The sequence below is a fragment of the Nocardia sp. XZ_19_369 genome, from assembly GCF_015355715.1.
Classification (GTDB): Bacteria; Actinomycetota; Actinomycetes; order Mycobacteriales; family Mycobacteriaceae; genus Nocardia.
In genome coordinates, this window is the sequence record NZ_JACVED010000005.1 from 517792 (window position 1) to 532996 (window position 15205).

General features: G+C 67.3%; 12 protein-coding genes. 8 read left to right on the forward strand and 4 right to left on the reverse strand.

The window, feature by feature from the left end:
• Positions 1-231: 231 nt before the first annotated feature.
• Entirely contained in the window at positions 232-1713 is a 1482-nt protein-coding gene (gene rpsA / locus IBX18_RS21325; RefSeq protein WP_194835310.1) for a 30S ribosomal protein S1, read from the forward strand.
• A gap of 95 nt (positions 1714-1808) precedes the next feature.
• On the forward strand, positions 1809-2441 hold the full coding sequence (locus IBX18_RS21330) for a TetR/AcrR family transcriptional regulator (protein ID WP_194835311.1): 633 nt from the start codon (positions 1809-1811) through the stop codon (positions 2439-2441).
• On the opposite strand, the gene IBX18_RS21335 is transcribed toward IBX18_RS21330, so the two are convergent.
• From IBX18_RS21335 to IBX18_RS21345, 3 genes are all read right to left on the reverse strand, one after another.
• Complete coding sequence (locus tag IBX18_RS21335; RefSeq protein ID WP_194835312.1) at positions 2442-4643, reverse strand: MMPL family transporter; 2202 nt, start codon at positions 4641-4643, stop codon at positions 2442-2444.
• Positions 4644-4896: 253 nt separating this feature from the next.
• Complete coding sequence (locus tag IBX18_RS21340) at positions 4897-5472, reverse strand: hypothetical protein (protein WP_194835313.1); 576 nt, start codon at positions 5470-5472, stop codon at positions 4897-4899.
• Between the two features lie 135 nt (positions 5473-5607).
• The gene (locus IBX18_RS21345; RefSeq protein WP_194835314.1) at positions 5608-6294 is read right to left on the reverse strand and encodes an NAD(P)-dependent oxidoreductase; all 687 of its coding nucleotides are present in this window, start codon (positions 6292-6294) and stop codon (positions 5608-5610) included.
• A 99-nt stretch (positions 6295-6393) separates the two neighbouring features.
• On the opposite strand from IBX18_RS21345, the gene IBX18_RS21350 reads away from it, so the two are divergent.
• Positions 6394-7083: a TetR/AcrR family transcriptional regulator gene (locus IBX18_RS21350; protein WP_306796347.1), complete on the forward strand. Its 690-nt coding sequence runs from the start codon at positions 6394-6396 to the stop codon at positions 7081-7083.
• A gap of 93 nt (positions 7084-7176) precedes the next feature.
• Here the strand turns inward: IBX18_RS21350 and IBX18_RS21355 are convergent, their stop codons facing one another.
• Positions 7177-8310 (reverse strand): hypothetical protein, encoded by a 1134-nt coding sequence (locus IBX18_RS21355; RefSeq protein ID WP_194835315.1) that lies wholly within the window; start codon positions 8308-8310, stop codon positions 7177-7179.
• A 270-nt stretch (positions 8311-8580) separates the two neighbouring features.
• Here IBX18_RS21355 and IBX18_RS21360 point away from each other — a divergent pair, with 270 nt between their 5' ends.
• From IBX18_RS21360 to IBX18_RS21380, 5 genes are all read left to right on the forward strand, one after another.
• On the forward strand, positions 8581-9558 hold the full coding sequence (locus tag IBX18_RS21360; RefSeq protein WP_194835316.1) for an ornithine cyclodeaminase: 978 nt from the start codon (positions 8581-8583) through the stop codon (positions 9556-9558).
• Entirely contained in the window at positions 9549-10898 is a 1350-nt protein-coding gene (locus tag IBX18_RS21365; RefSeq protein WP_194835317.1) for an alanine racemase, read from the forward strand. Before IBX18_RS21360 ends, IBX18_RS21365 begins: the two co-directional genes overlap by 10 nt.
• Before the next feature lie 50 nt (positions 10899-10948).
• Positions 10949-12013: a PLP-dependent cysteine synthase family protein gene (locus tag IBX18_RS21370; RefSeq protein ID WP_194835318.1), complete on the forward strand. Its 1065-nt coding sequence runs from the start codon at positions 10949-10951 to the stop codon at positions 12011-12013.
• A 5-nt stretch (positions 12014-12018) separates the two neighbouring features.
• Positions 12019-13422 carry an MATE family efflux transporter gene (locus IBX18_RS21375; RefSeq protein WP_194835319.1) on the forward strand — a complete coding sequence of 468 codons (1404 nt, stop codon included), beginning with the start codon at positions 12019-12021 and terminating at the stop codon, positions 13420-13422.
• A 212-nt stretch (positions 13423-13634) separates the two neighbouring features.
• The gene (locus IBX18_RS21380) at positions 13635-15179 is read left to right on the forward strand and encodes a phospholipase C (RefSeq protein WP_194835320.1); all 1545 of its coding nucleotides are present in this window, start codon (positions 13635-13637) and stop codon (positions 15177-15179) included.
• Positions 15180-15205 lie beyond the last annotated feature (26 nt).

Consider the following 15205-nt stretch of genomic DNA (forward strand, 5'->3'; position numbering starts at 1 on the left):
CCGGCGTGGCGGCCGGACCGGTTTGCCCGCCTGGACCAAGGTCGCGTACGCTGAACGCGCGAGTGCCTTCTGTACAGCCGTACCGGAGTAAACCACCCGCGCTGAGTTTCACGTGCGTTACGTGCGGTACGTTCCTAGTGTCCGTCTTCACACCACCGCGGTGAATTCGCCAGCGTACCGAAAGTTCCAATGTCCGCAACCGACCACAATCCGTCCGGAGCAAACCGACATATGCCCACCACCGTCACCTCGCCGCAGGTAGCCGTCAACGACATCGGCTCCGCCGAGGATTTCCTCGCCGCCATCGACGCCACGATCAAGTACTTCAATGACGGCGATATCGTCGAAGGAACCATCGTCAAGGTCGACCGCGACGAGGTCCTGCTCGACATCGGTTACAAGACCGAAGGCGTCATCCCTTCCCGCGAACTCTCCATCAAGCACGATGTCGACCCGAATGAGGTCGTTTCCGTGGGTGATGAGGTCGAGGCTCTTGTTCTCACCAAAGAGGACAAGGAAGGCCGCCTGATCCTGTCGAAGAAGCGGGCTCAGTACGAGCGCGCGTGGGGCACGATCGAGGAGCTCAAGGAGAAGGACGAGGCCGTCAAGGGCACCGTCATCGAGGTCGTCAAGGGCGGCCTGATCCTCGACATCGGTCTCCGCGGCTTCCTGCCCGCCTCGCTCGTCGAGATGCGTCGCGTCCGCGACCTCCAGCCGTACGTCGGCAAGGAGATCGAGGCCAAGATCATCGAGCTGGACAAGAACCGCAACAACGTCGTTCTTTCCCGCCGCGCATGGCTCGAGCAGACCCAGTCCGAGGTCCGCAGCGAGTTCCTGCACCAGCTGCAGAAGGGCCAGGTCCGCAAGGGTGTGGTCTCCTCGATCGTCAACTTCGGTGCCTTCGTGGACCTGGGCGGCGTCGACGGCCTGGTGCACGTCTCCGAGCTGTCCTGGAAGCACATCGACCACCCCTCCGAGGTTGTCGAGGTCGGCACCGAGGTCACCGTCGAGGTCCTCGACGTCGACCTGGACCGCGAGCGGGTTTCGCTCTCGCTCAAGGCGACCCAGGAAGACCCGTGGCGTCAGTTCGCCCGGACCCACGCGATCGGCCAGATCGTGCCCGGAAAGGTCACCAAACTGGTCCCGTTCGGTGCGTTCGTGCGCGTCGAAGAGGGCATCGAGGGCCTGGTGCACATCTCCGAGCTGGCCGAGCGCCACGTGGAGGTCCCGGACCAGGTTGTCGCGGTCGGCGACGACGCGATGGTCAAGGTCATCGACATCGACCTGGAGCGTCGCCGGATCTCGCTGTCGCTGAAGCAGGCGAACGAGGACTACCACGCCGAGTTCGACCCGTCGAAGTACGGCATGGCCGACAGCTACGACGACCAGGGCAACTACATCTTCCCCGAGGGCTTCGATCCCGACACCAACGAGTGGCTCGAGGGCTTCGACAAGCAGCGCGAAGAGTGGGAAGGCCGTTACGCCGAGGCGGAGCGTCGCCACAAGATGCACACCGCTCAGATGGAGAAGATGGCGGCCGACGCCGCGGCCGAGGCCGCGAACGGTGGCGGCTCGTCCAATTACTCCTCCGAGAGCGGCGGCAGCGCGCCGGCGTCCTCCTCGTCCACCAGCTCGACCGAGTCGGCCGGCGGTTCGCTGGCCAGCGACGCGCAGCTGGCGGCACTGCGGGAGAAGCTCTCCGGCAACGCCTGATAGACACCTGTGACGAAGGCCCCGGTCCACTGGACCGGGGCCTTCGCCCATGTCGGGGCCGTGACGACCGATTCCGCCCGGTATTCTGAACGATGATGTCCGATGCCGCTGTGGAGCTTCCGTCCACTTCCTGGGAGCGCAGGAAGATCGAGGCGATGAGCCGGATCCAGCGGGTCGCGCTGGATCTGTTCGACGAGCACGGGTATCGCAATGTCACCATCGAGCGGGTCGCCGCGGCGGCCGGGGTCTCGCCCAGCTCGGTGTACCGCTACTTCGGCACCAAAGAGATGCTCGTGCTGCACGACGAGGCGGACCCGAAGGTGCTGGAGGCGATCCGTACCGCCGGCGGCGGCACCACCGTCGAACCCGCGGGCCTGATCGCCGTCGCACGGATGCTCGTCCCGCTGCTGATCGAATCGCTGCTGACCGAAGAATCGGAGCAGCGCATCCGCCAGCGGCTGCAATATACGGCGGCGATCCCGGAGATCAAGGTCGGCCAGAGCAAGCAGATGCGCGAGCTGGAGGACCAGTTCCGGACACTGTTCGCCGAACGAACCGGTTTCGCGCCCAACGATTTACGGGTACGGATGGCCGCGGCGACCGCGGTCTGGGGTTGTGTCGCTGCGTTGGATCATTGGGCCGGAACGGGTTTCGCGGGTCGGCTGAAGGACGTCTACACCGAGGCCGTCGGATCGATCATCGACCAGATCGAGACTATGTTCCGCTAGTCACGTCTTCCGCTTCGGCAGCCACCAGTTCCAGCGCCCGAACAGCCGCATGAACGCGGGCACCAGCACCAGCCGCACGAGCACCGCGTCGATCGCGATGGCGACCGCGAGCGCGAACCCGATCTGCTTGAGCTCCAGCACATTCGCGGTCACGAAGCTGGCGAAGACGGCGACCATGATCGCGGCGGCCGCGGTGATCGGCCTGGCGGTGCGTTGCAGCCCATCGGCGACTGCCGCGGCGTTGTCGTGGTGGACATCCCAGTGTTCCTTCATCCGTCGGATGAGAAACACCTCGTAATCCATTGAGAGACCGAACAACACCGCGAACACCAGCATCGGCAGATAGATCTGGAGGAAGCCGGTGCTGTGGAAGCCGAGCGCGGACTCGCCGATGCCGTGCTGGAACACCGCGACCGTAATGCCCAGTGCCGCACCGGTGGCCAGCAGATTCAACAGGATCGCCTTCACCGCCAGCACGATGCTGCGGAACGCGGCGACGAGGAAGGCGAAGGAGACGGCCAGCACCAGCGCGATCACCCAGGGGAATCGACCGGTGATCCGTTCGGACACATCGACGAACAGGGCGGTGGTGCCGCCGATGCGCACCTCGGCATCGCCGAGAGCCGCTGCGCGGGAACGCATATCGGTGACCAGATCGGAGGCATCGGTGGACCCGAACGCGGCGTGCGGGACGACGGCCGCGAACATCCGGCCGTCCGCGTACTGCGGCAGCACGGTCGCGATGCGGGGGTCACGGGAGAGTTCACTGATGAACCGGTCGGCTTCCGCGCGTGCCGCGCTGGTCAACGGCGCTGCGTCCGCGCCGGTCGCGACCACCTCGATCGGTGCGAGCAGGCCGGGGGTGAAGTTCTTTTCGACCAGGGCGATCGCCTGCCCGGCCGGACGATCGGTGAGGGCGTCGGTGCCCACGTCGACGCCGTAGCGCAGGCCGGTGAGCGGCGCCGCCGCCACGATCAGGAGCGCGACGCCGACCGTGCCGAACAGCACCGGACGGGCCATTACGGTGTGCGCCCACCGCGCCCATGCGCTCGACGCCGCCGCGGATCGCACCTCCGCGGGACGCATCCGCTCGGGCAGCGCTCCGCGATTCACCGCCGGGCCCAGCGTCGCGAGCAGCGCGGGTAGCAGGGTGAACGCGGCGGTCATGGTGGCGAGTACCGCGGTGACCACGCCGACGGCGATGCCGTTCAGCATCGGCAGCCCGACGACGGCCAGCGAGCACAGCGAGATCATCACGATGAGCCCGGAGGCAAGCACCGTCCGGCCCGTGGTGTCCATCGCCGCGCCGACGGCCTCGTGAATGGCGTTGCGGTCGCGGCGGTTTCGGACGCCACGGCGGGTCAGCTCCTCGTTGAAGCGGCTGACGATGAACATCGCGTAGTCGATCGCCGTGCCGGTGGCGATCATCGTCGCCACCGAGAGGACCAGGGAATCGAAGGCGAGGAAAGTCGTCAGGCCGAAGAGCGCGCCGACCGCTACCGCGATGCCTGCCGCAGTCACCGTGATCGGTAGCAGAGCTGCGGTCAATGCGCCGAGTGCCAGCACCAGCAGCACCGTCGCCACCGGAATGCCGAGGGTTTCCGCGCGTTGCAGGTCGGTGGTCTCGATCTGCATCATCTCGGACTGGATCGGCGCGTAGCCGGTGAGCATGACTTGTGTGGGGGCGCCCGGTCCGGTCTCGATGGCCGCCCGCAAATCCTGCACGACCCGCACTCGGGCCGAGATGTCGCCGTCGACGCCGATGATGCCGAACGCGGTGTGCCGGTCGGCGGATATCTGGGCGGCATTGCCGTCGAACGGGCCGATGGCCCCGGCGACGCCCGCGGTCTGCCTGGCGGCAGTGATCGCCCGATCGATCGTCGCGCGGTACGCCGGTGTATCGACGGTGCCCTCGGCCGAGTGGAAGACGATCAGGTCCTGCTCGATGCCGAATCGGGAGAAGTGTTCCGCGACAAGATGATCGACCGCGACCGAGTCGGAGCCCGGCACCGAATAGTCGGGGGTGCCGAGCCGGGCGTGCAGCGCGGGATACGCCGCGCCGCACACCACGACCAGCAGCAGCCAGACGCCGAGCACGAGATTGCGATGCCTGGCCATCGCGACACCCCACCGCCCGGCCGCGCCCCACCGCTGAGTCGGCGCGGGCGGTTCCGGCCGATCGAGGATGGTGGGTTGTGCCATCGCCCCTCCAGGGATCGCTATCTGACAGTCACTACCAGGTACTGCCTGTCAGCATAGGAACAGCGAGGGAAAATTAGCAAGGGACTGTCATGACGGGAGCCTGTCCGGCAAGGTCCTCGTCCCTCCTGCGGTGCGGCGGCCCGGGTGTGTGGGGGGACCGCCGCACCGCATCGGCATGGCGGCGGCAGGCCGGGGGTGCGCCAGGGCGATGCCGCCGATCGGTCGACCAGCGGGCAGGCGCCACGCGTCGAAGTCAGTTGTCGGCGCGGCGCTTCCGCTCACCTTGATGGGCGACACCGGTTCGCCGCGAGGGCTTCGTCGTGCCACGGTTCACCTGCGGCGTGGTGGTCGGCGCCCGCAGCGGGCCGACGGCTTGGGCCGCGGTGAGGGCGACGACCTGGATCTGCTCCAATCGCAGGCCGAGTCCGGCGAGCCGGGCGATCACGCCGAGGCGATGTTCCGGCAGGCCCGGCCGGATCGGCAGTGGTTCCTGGCCGGGCCTGCGCAGCACGTAGGTCCTGCGTTCGGCGTCGAACTCGATCGGCGCGCCGTCGCGCACGGCGCGGTAGGCGTCGAGGTCCAGGTCGTTGTGCCGGATCGGATCGATCATCAAGGCGTCGATCAACCGCTCGGCGTGCGCGAGGCGCATGTCCCGATCCGGCGGATCCAGGTGTTCCACCTGCCGCGCGACCCGCCACCGATAGCCATCGGCGGCGGCGCGCAACAGGTACCGATGCCGTTCGATCTCAGCCGCCAGCTCGACCAGCCGCTCGACATCGACAAACATCGGTTCACGCGGGTCGGGCATCGAAGCTGGAACGTCGGGCATTGCGCCTCCTCGGTCGAGTTGCCAATTACGTTGGGCAACAACTCGATCGACGTCCGACCTGGTTTCTATTGTGGCAGAGGGGTACGACAGGTTTCGGATAGCCGCGCCCCCGCAGCCGGCTAGGGCACGGCGGCTTCAGTAGCCGACGGTGAAGCGGCGCTGGAGGTAGCGCGGCTGTTCGACTTCGTCCAGCAGGGCGACGGCGAGATCCTCGGCGGAAAGATCGGGTGCCCCGTCCGCGGCGATGAGCAGCTGGTCGCCGCCGACGCGGAAGCGCCCCGTTCGCGTGCCGGGGTTGATCCGGCCCGCCGAGGGACTGAGATAGGTCCAGTTGCGATTGGACAGCCGGTAGACGTTCAACGCGTCCCGCAATGCCCGCACGACCTCGGCGTACTCGGCGGGCACGCCGAGATCCTCGGTGAGGGAGCGCACGAAATCCGCGCCGGTGTCGACCAGTTGCAGGCCGGGTGCGATCTCCAGACTGCCCGCGCCGCCGACGGCGATCACCCGGACCCGCGGGTGCCGTTCGAGCGCACGGACCATCGCCTGCGCCCCGACCACGAAATCGCCTGCGCGCGAAATGGTATCGGCGATGCCGTGCCCGGCGTTGACCGCGCTGATCACCACGTCGAGGCCGGAGATGGCGGCCGCGATGCTGTCGGCGTCGAGCCAGTCGGCGACCTGCCACGTCACGGCGCCGCGCTCGGCGGGGAAGCGACCGGCATCCCGGCTGAACGCGGTCACCCGATGCCCGCGCCGCGTTGCCTCGTCGACGGCGCGACTGCCGATGACGCCTGTCGCGCCGAAAATCCCGATGTCCACGATCCACTCCCTAAACGCTGTCCAGTTACTACACGCCGTTCAGTGACGACACGGGTGATAGTAGCCAAACGCTGTAGAGTGTCAACCGTGGTGGAGGCCGTGAAGAGTCGCAGAGAGCGCATGCGCGAGCAGGCGTCCGGTGAGATCAAGGCCGTTGCTCTGCGGTTATTGGCCGAGGGCGGCCCCGACGCCGTCTCGTTGCGCGCCATCGCCCGCGATATGGGCATGACGGCCGGCGCCATCTACGGCTACTACGCCACCCGCGACGATCTGATCTCCACTCTGATCTCCGACGTGTACACCGCCCTGGTCGACCGGGTCGAGGCCGCGCGCGACGCGGTCCCCGTCGACGACCCCGCCGGGCGCATCGTGGCGTGGGGCGAGGCTGTGCGCGACTGGGCAATCCAGCATCCCGCCGAGTTCCGGCTCATCTACGGCGACCCGGTGCCCGGCTACCAGCCACCGCCGGGTGGACCCGCCGCGACCGCCGCATTGCGGGCGTGCACCGGCCTCGTCGGTCTGACCGCCGCCGCGTGGCCCAGCGCGGAGAAGCACCAAAACCGCGGCGACACAACATGGTCCGACTTCGACGCGGGTCTCGTCGCCCACGTCCGTGCCGACTTTCCCGAGTTGCCCCCTGCCGCACTCGGTCTCGCGTTACGCATGTGGGGCCGGATGCACGGGCTGATCGCGCTGGAGGTCTACGGGCACCTGGTTCCCCAATCACAGGACCCCGCAAAGCTTTTCCATCTCGAGATGCTCGACCTGGTGCGCTCGCTCGGGCTGTAGCCGGTGCATGGACTGCCGCGGGAAGCCGTCGTCGTGAAGACGTCGTTGCAGGTGTTGTCTGGATGGTTGCTCGCTACCCGTTGACCGGGTTCGTCAGACCCCGAGGTAGCCGAGGGTCGCGGCGAACATGATGCCGGTGAACAGTGGCCAGAACAGGATTTTCGGGAGCAGGTTGTCGCGCCAGGCGAGGGCTTTGTTGAAGGCACCGTGCAACAACATGGTGGCGTTGAGTGCGACGAGCAGGGTCATCACATAGAGGGTGAAATACCAGTACTCGATGTAGGAGATGCCCGCGGAGCCGATTTCGGTGCGGGCCGCGTTGTCGTTGACCGCGACGACGAGCACGGTCGACACCGAGAAGGTGATGATCGCGAAGGCGGTGAAACCCGAGATCGGGCGGCGATCGGGGTCGGTGGTGATCACGAACAGCGACAGGAACATCAGGACGGCCAGCAGTAGCACCGGCACGATCCGGCCGAGCATCGGTCCGAGCAGGCCGCGGCTGACGCCGACGTTGAAATACAGCTCGTCGGTATTGGAGAGTCCCGGGTGGGACAGCATGCTGTATTCCTGGCGATTGAGGCTCCACACCGTGTAATCGGGTTCCCAATCGCCGAATACGAGGTCGGGATCCAGGCCGTTGAGGGCTCGCCCATCCCATGGCGGGAACGATTCGAACGACGGCACCAGCTGGACCGGATGGATCATGTCGACCGGGCGCATCCGCAGCCAGATGTCCTGGTGATCGAGCGGATAGTCCTCGTAGTTGAACTGCTGCCGGATGACCGTCGAGAACGACCAGACGATCACGTGGTTCTCCCCGAGTGGATACTCGAACACCTTTTTGGGGCAGTGCGGGTCCTCGGCCTCGAGTAGCAGGACGCCTGGCTCGATCTCTTCCGGAAATCCGGGCGGGATGTGCTGCCAGATATGTCCGGTGGCTTTCACGTTGTGGGCGTTGATGAATTGCAGCGCGTTCAACAGCACGCCGGTGGATACCCGGGGCACGACGCGATCCTGGGGGAGATGCGGCGTCACCGCGGTTTCCGCTTCGGCGTAGCTCGACACCGTGACGCCCTTCTCGGCGATCGGCGCGTGCCTGCTTCCGGCGTGGGTCCAGGAGTACACGGTGCCCGCGGCCAGCGTCAGGGACACGACGGCGGAGGCGAGCCACAACCACAGCTTCGCCTTCGGCGCGCAGCGCGAGACCACCTCCCTGATCGGCACAGCCAGGAGATTAGCTCGAGGTTAGCCATTGCGCCGGGATCCACCTGATCAGCGGGGATGTCGCGTCCGACTCGGTGCATGTGTCCGAATTCACTTATAATGCTAATGAAAATCATTACCGATAGTCTACGATGCTGACATGGCTTTTTCTCGGATCGGGATGTGTGCTGCCCCAACGGCATTCGTGGCGAGCACGCCGGCCCGTAGCCCGGTGGATGGGGTGCCGCCGTCCGGGCGGCTGCTCGATTCGCACAACGACATCGGAGTTCTATGAGCAACGCACTGCACATCCTCACGCGCACCGATCTGGCCGACATCGACATCCCGCCCGCCGAGGTCATCGACCTGGTCGAGGACGGCTACCTGGCGTTCGCGCAGGGCGATTCCCGCTGCCCGGTGAAGCTGATGATGCCGATCCCGAAGACCGAACGCGACGCGGTGTCGTACTCGATGCTCGGCTACGACGGTTCGCTCGACCAGCTCGGTTTCAAGACCTCCTACCGGCAGGGCAGCGAGAGCGCGGACAAGTACTACACGACGATCAGCCTCTACGACGACACCACCGGGCTCCCGTTCGCGTTCATGGACTGCCAGCGCGTCGGTGCCTCGCGCACGCCGGCCACCACGGCGATCATCGCGAAACACGCTGCCCGCGAGGGCGCTACGAGCGCGCTCATGATCGGCACCGGCGTCCAAGGCCGTAACACGTTGCCGTACTTGCTGACCGCCCTGCCGAACCTGGAGCGGCTGCGGTTGTTCGGCACCCACCCGGTCGGCATCGCGGAAAGCATTGCGGCACTGCAACGCTGGTTCCCGGACCGGGACATCGAACTGGTCGACGACGTGCCCGCGGCGGTCGCCGAGTCCGACATCGTCGTCGTCGCCTCCGGCCGGGCCGCGCATCCCAAGGTGCGCACCGAATGGCTGCCACCGGGCGGGCTGCTGATCTCGGTAGCCAGCAAGGGTGTCGAGAGCGGCGCCTTACGCGCGGCCGACTACGCGATCGCCACCAGCACAGGGCAACTCGGCGTCACCGGCACCCGGCTGGCGGGACCGGAGGGGCAGCCGGTGATCGATGCCGAACTGCCCGACATCGTGGCGGGCCGGGCACCGGGACGGTCCGGCGCCGACGATCGGGTGTTCGCATTCGCCAGCGGCATGATCATCACCGACATCCCGGTTGCGCACGCACTGGCGACGCGCGCGGTGGCGGCCGGACGTGGACAGCGGGTGGAACTGTGGTCCTGAACGCCGCACTCCTCGATCTGCCCGCACTGCCTGCGCTGGAACAGGAATGGCAGCGCCGGGTCCGCACCGACCCGCAGCTGCTCTTCGACATCCACCACGCCGTCGGCGGCCCGTTCCATGTCGTCTATCCGGAGCAGTTCGCCCGGAACCTGCGCTCCTTCCAGAAAACCCTGGCCGGACACGGTGTGCGCGGCCAGGTCTTCTACGGCAAGAAGGCGAACAAGGCGGGCTGCTGGCTGCCCACCATCGCCGATCTCGACGGTGCCGTGGATGTCGCCAGCGAGCCGGAGCTGGTGCACGCGCTGGCGCACGGCATTCGCGGTCGCGACATCGGGGTGACCGGGGCGGCCAAAACCGATGCGCTGCTGCGGCTGGCCGCCAGGCACGACTGCGTGGTCGCCATCGACGCCCTCGACGAGCTGGCCCGGATCGCGGAGATGGCGCGGAGTGCGGGGCCGGTACGGATCCTGTTGCGGCGGTTGCCGCCGAACGCGCCGCACAGTCGATTCGGCTTGTCGGCAACAGATCTCGATACCGCGATCACGCTGTGTGCGCAGTGGCAGCCGCAGATCGAGTTGATCGGGCTCTCGTTCCACCTCGATGGTTACGCCGTCGCACCGCGAGCAGAATTGGCTTACGACCTGATCCAGTTGTGCGCCAAGGCGAAAGCGCAAGGCTTGCCGATCACCAGCCTCTCGATCGGTGGCGGTTTCGCCTGCCGCTACGTCGGAGACGACGATTGGCAGGCTTTCCTGGACCACCGGCGCGACGACTGGTTCCATGCGGGCAAGCGATTCGAGAAGTTCTACCCGTACGCGCAGGAGCCGACCGGCGCCGACATGCTGGATGCCATCCTTACTACGGGCTTCGACGGTCGCACACTGGCAAGCCATCTGCGCGACAACGACATCCAGCTGTTCATCGAACCCGGCCGGGCGCTGCTCATCGATGCGGGCTTCACCGTGTTCCCCGTCCTCGGCTTCAAGCAGAACGCCGACTACGGCATCACCACCGTGCACGGCCTCAGCATGAGCGTGTCCGAGCAGTGGAAAGGCAGCGAGTTCCTGCTGGATCCGATCCTGGTGCCCCGGCGCACGGACCCGGCCGCGCAACCCATCGCCAGCTGCGTCGGCGGCGCGAGCTGCATGGAGTACGACGTCCTCACCTGGCGCAAAGTGCCGCTGCCGCAACGGCCTGCGCACGGTGACCTGCTGCTGTATCCGAATACGGCGGGCTACCAGATGGACAAGAACGAGAGCGAATTCCACCAGCTCCCGTTGCCGCCGAAGGTAGTCGTCACACATCAGGAAGGCCGGTTCCTGTGGCGCTTGGACAGGTAGACACGCAGGGATACGTAGACGCGCATCGGCAAGTGGCTGTGCACGACCCCGTGGCTCACCTCCCACGGCGTCGCGAGAATGTCGTCCACTCGGCCTCCGAGCTCATCGGCTCCACCCCGCTGCTCGAACTCATCCGCACCGGCACCGGCACCCGCCTGCTGCTGAAGCTGGAGCAGTTCAACCCGACCGGCTCGGCGAAGGTACGGATGGCGCGGGAAATGGTGCTGCAAGCCGAACGCAGCGGCGAGCTGCGCCCCGGCGGGCACATCGTCGAACCGACCTCCGGTAACACGGGCACCGGACTCGCGCTCATGGCCCTGGAACGCGGCTACACCTTCACCGCCGTGGTCGACGGCCACGCCGCCGAGGACAAGCTGCGGGCCATGAAAGCGATGGGTGCGCAGCTGGTTTCGGTGGACAGCGGCAGCGGCGGCGGGCCGAGCACGGTCGAGCGCAGGCGGATCGCCGCGGAGATCGCGGCCCGCACCGGCGCGTACCGCCCAGACCAGCACAACAATCCACACAACAACGCGGGCTACCGCGAACTCGCCCACGAACTGCTCGCCGATATCGACACCGACGTCGACTACCTGATCGGCGCCGTCGGGACCGGCGGATCCCTCTGCGGCACGGTCGAAGAACTCCGCAGGCTCGGCTCCCGGGTCCATGCCCTCGGTGTCGAACCGAGGGGCTCGATCATCTTCGGCGGCGCGGCAGGCGGCTACTGGCAGACCGGCGCGGGCAGCCCCGCCGGATTCCCGGTGGGCGGCAACGTGAAATACGACGCCATCGACGAGGACTGCCGAGTCGGCGACATCGATGCGTTCGCCACCGCCCGGGTGGTCGCGCGGCGCACCGGCATCCTGGTCGGCGGAACCGGCGGCGCCGCAATCCATGTGGCGTTGCGCCGTCTCGTGCATGTGCCCGCGGGCAGCACGGTCATCGTGCTGGTGTGTGATGCGGGGGAGAAGTACCTCGACACCGTGTACGACGACGACTGGCTGCGCGAACGCGGCCTGCTGGACCGGGCGGCGCAACAGCGAATCATCAGGCTCTGCCGGGCGTACGACGAATCGGTGCGGCTGGCGGCATACGGCGTTCGGACGGGAGCTTAGGTCACATGGCGTTTCGAGAGTATCGAGCCATCATCGCGCTGGCCGCGCCGATCGCGGGCATCCAGCTCGCTCAGGTGGCGCTGACCACGGTCGATCTGGCGATGATGGGGCTGCTCGGTGTCGCCGCCGTCGCCGCGGGCGGGCTCGCGCTGCTGCTGTACAACCAGCTGCGCACCATGTGTGTCGGCATGATCACCGGCGTCGGGAACATGATTGCCGAGGCCGTCGGTGGTAGCGAAAAGCGCACCGGGCGGGGCGATCTCGACGAGCAAGCGCGCGCCGAGATTCGTGGGTTCGTCCGCGCGGCGGCCTTCGTGGCGACGGTGACGTCGACAGCGGGCGCGCTGCTGCTGATCGCACTGGGCTATGCCCTGCGCTGGCTCGGCCAGGCCCCCGACGTGCTCGAGCTGGCCCGCCCCATCATGTGGACGCTCGCGCCCGGCCTGATACCCATGCTCTGGCTGAACGTGTTGCGGCAGTTCGCCGTCGGCATGCGGCGGGCGGGCTCACTGCTGCGTGTGACGCTGCTGTCGATCGGGGTCAACGCGCTGCTCAACGCGCTGTTCATCTACGGCTGGTTCGGTGTGCCGAAACTCGGCCTCGCCGGAATCGGCCTGTCCACCACGCTTGTTCAGCTCTGGACGTTCGGCATCTACCTGCGCACCGTCCGGCGCGACCCGCTGCTCGGCGACCTGCTGTCCCTGCGCGGGTGGCAGGCGGACCGGGCCACGGTGACCCGCATCGTCCGGATGGGCACGCCGATCTCGTTGACCTACGGCGCGGAAGCGGCGATCACCTCCATCGCGGCGGTGCTGATGGGCAGCTTCGGGCCGGTGGCGCTGGCCGCGAGCAATATCGTCAACCAGCTGGCCTACATCGTCTACCAGGTCAATATCGGTCTGTCCCAGGGCTCTTCGATTCTGGTGAGCCGCACGGTCGGGCAGGGCGACCGGCACGCGGTGGCGGCCATCGCGCGGCGCACCGTGCTGCTGGGCTTCGCCTTCATGACCGTCGTCGGCCTCGGCTACGTGCTGTTCCCCGGCGCGGTACTGGCACCGTTCCTCGGCTCGCACAACGACGACACCGCCGTCATCGCCGCCGCCTCGACGCTGCTGTGGTTCGCGATCATCCAGCAGTACTGCAAGGGCTCCCAGAACCTGTCCATCGGCCTGCTGCGCGGCATCGGAAACACCAAGGCGGGGATGCAGAGCACGCTGATCGGCTACTTCGCCATCGGGGTACCCGCCATGGCCGTCTTCGGGTTCGGTCTCGGGTGGGACGGGCCCGGCATCTGGCTCGGGCTCTGCCTCGGCTTCGGTGCCACCGCCGCGCTGGTGTGGCGGAAGTTTCTGCGCGGTGCCGCCGACATGGCCACGCCCACGCGGGAATCCGTGCCCGCGAACCGGTGAAAGCGGGCAAAAGGTGTGAAACACTCAGAACGGCGGGACAATTCGGGCAGCCCTCCGGCAACCAGGCGGAATCACCCTCTCGCACCGTGCTTTCGCCCACGTCGCGATCCGGCTAAACGATCTTTCTCTGCGGTGTCGCAGCACGTCGGGTAGGGTCGGCGCGGATCGCGAAATTCTGCTCGACAGCCCTGGCGGAAAGGTCGGCCGAAGAGATGTGCGCAGCGGGGCCGTTCAGCGGGCTCAATCGCAGACAATTCCTAGCGAAGGCGGCGGCGGCCGGTGCGGTGGGCGCGTTGGCTTCTTGGGCCAACCCGATCATCGAACGGGCCTACGCCGCCGACCCCGCCGGCCTGGGCGGATTGGGCGATATCGAGCACTTCGTCTTGCTCATGCAGGAAAACCGCTCCTTCGATCACTATTTCGGCACCCTGTCCGGCGTCCGCGGGTTCGACGACCCGTCGGCGGCCTGGCGTCAGTACGGCTGGACGCCGGGTGCGGGTCCGGGCCCGGACGGGTACCTGAATCCGTTCCGCCTCGACACCACCCGCGGCGCCTCGCTCGACGGCGAGTGCATCAACGACCCGGACCACAGCTGGGGCGGCATGCACCGCGCCTGGAACGGCGGCGGCAACGACCAGTGGATGCCGATGTCGGTCGAGAGCGTCGGCCCGGCCAACGCGCCCGCGGCGATGGGTTACTACCTGCCCGAGGACATTCCGATCCACACGGAGCTCGCCGACGCCTTCACGCTGTGCGACAACTACCACTGCTCGGTGCTCGGCCCCACCGACCCGAACCGGCTGTACTGGATCAGCGCCACCATCGACCCGGACGGCCGCGCAGGCGGTCCGCTGGTGGAAACCCCCACACTGATCCCGCAGCACGTGTACAGCTGGCGCACCTACCCGGAGAACCTGTCCGAGGCGGGCGTCAGCTGGAAGGTCTACAACAACCGCGACATCGGCCCGCTGTCCTCGGTGCTGCTCGACGGCATGCTCGGCTGCTTCACCCAATCCGCCGACCCGAATTCGGAATTGGCGCGCCGCGGTAGAGCGCCGGTCTACCCCAACGACTTTCAGGCCGACGTCGCCAACGACACGCTGCCCGCCGTCTCCTGGGTGATCCCGTCGCTGCTCAACTGCGAACATCCCGCGCTGCCTGCGGCTTTCGGCGCCTTCGGCATCGTGCAGCTGCTCGACATCCTCACCTCGAACCCGAAGGTGTGGGAGAAGACGGCGGTGATCATCAGCTACGACGAGAACGGCGGCTTCTTCGACCACGTCACCCCGCCGACGCCGCCCCCGGGTACGCCCGGCGAGTTCCTCACCGTGCCGCTCGACCGCGTGTCCTCCTCGGCGGGCATCGCCGGTCCGATAGGTTTGGGCTATCGCGTTCCCGCGCTGGTGATTTCGCCGTACACCCGGGGCGGCCTCGTCGCTTCGGAGACGTTCGACCACACCTCACAGCTGCGACTGCTGGAAACCAGGTTCGGAGTGGAGGTGCCGAATCTGACCGCGTGGCGACGCGGGGTCACCGGCGATATGACCTCCGCCTTCGATTTCGGCTCGGCACCTGATATCGCGAAACCGGTGCTGCCGGACCCGAAACCGAAAATGGATGCCGCGGTCGCCCAATGCGGCCCGAATATCGCGTTGGGTACGGCGGAGACCGGGATCCCTTATCCGGTGCCGCCGAATTCGATGCCGACACAACAACCCGGCACCCGGCGCAAGCCGAGCGGGTTGATTCGGGCATGAGAGTGGCCCAGCCCTGGCGGGGGCTG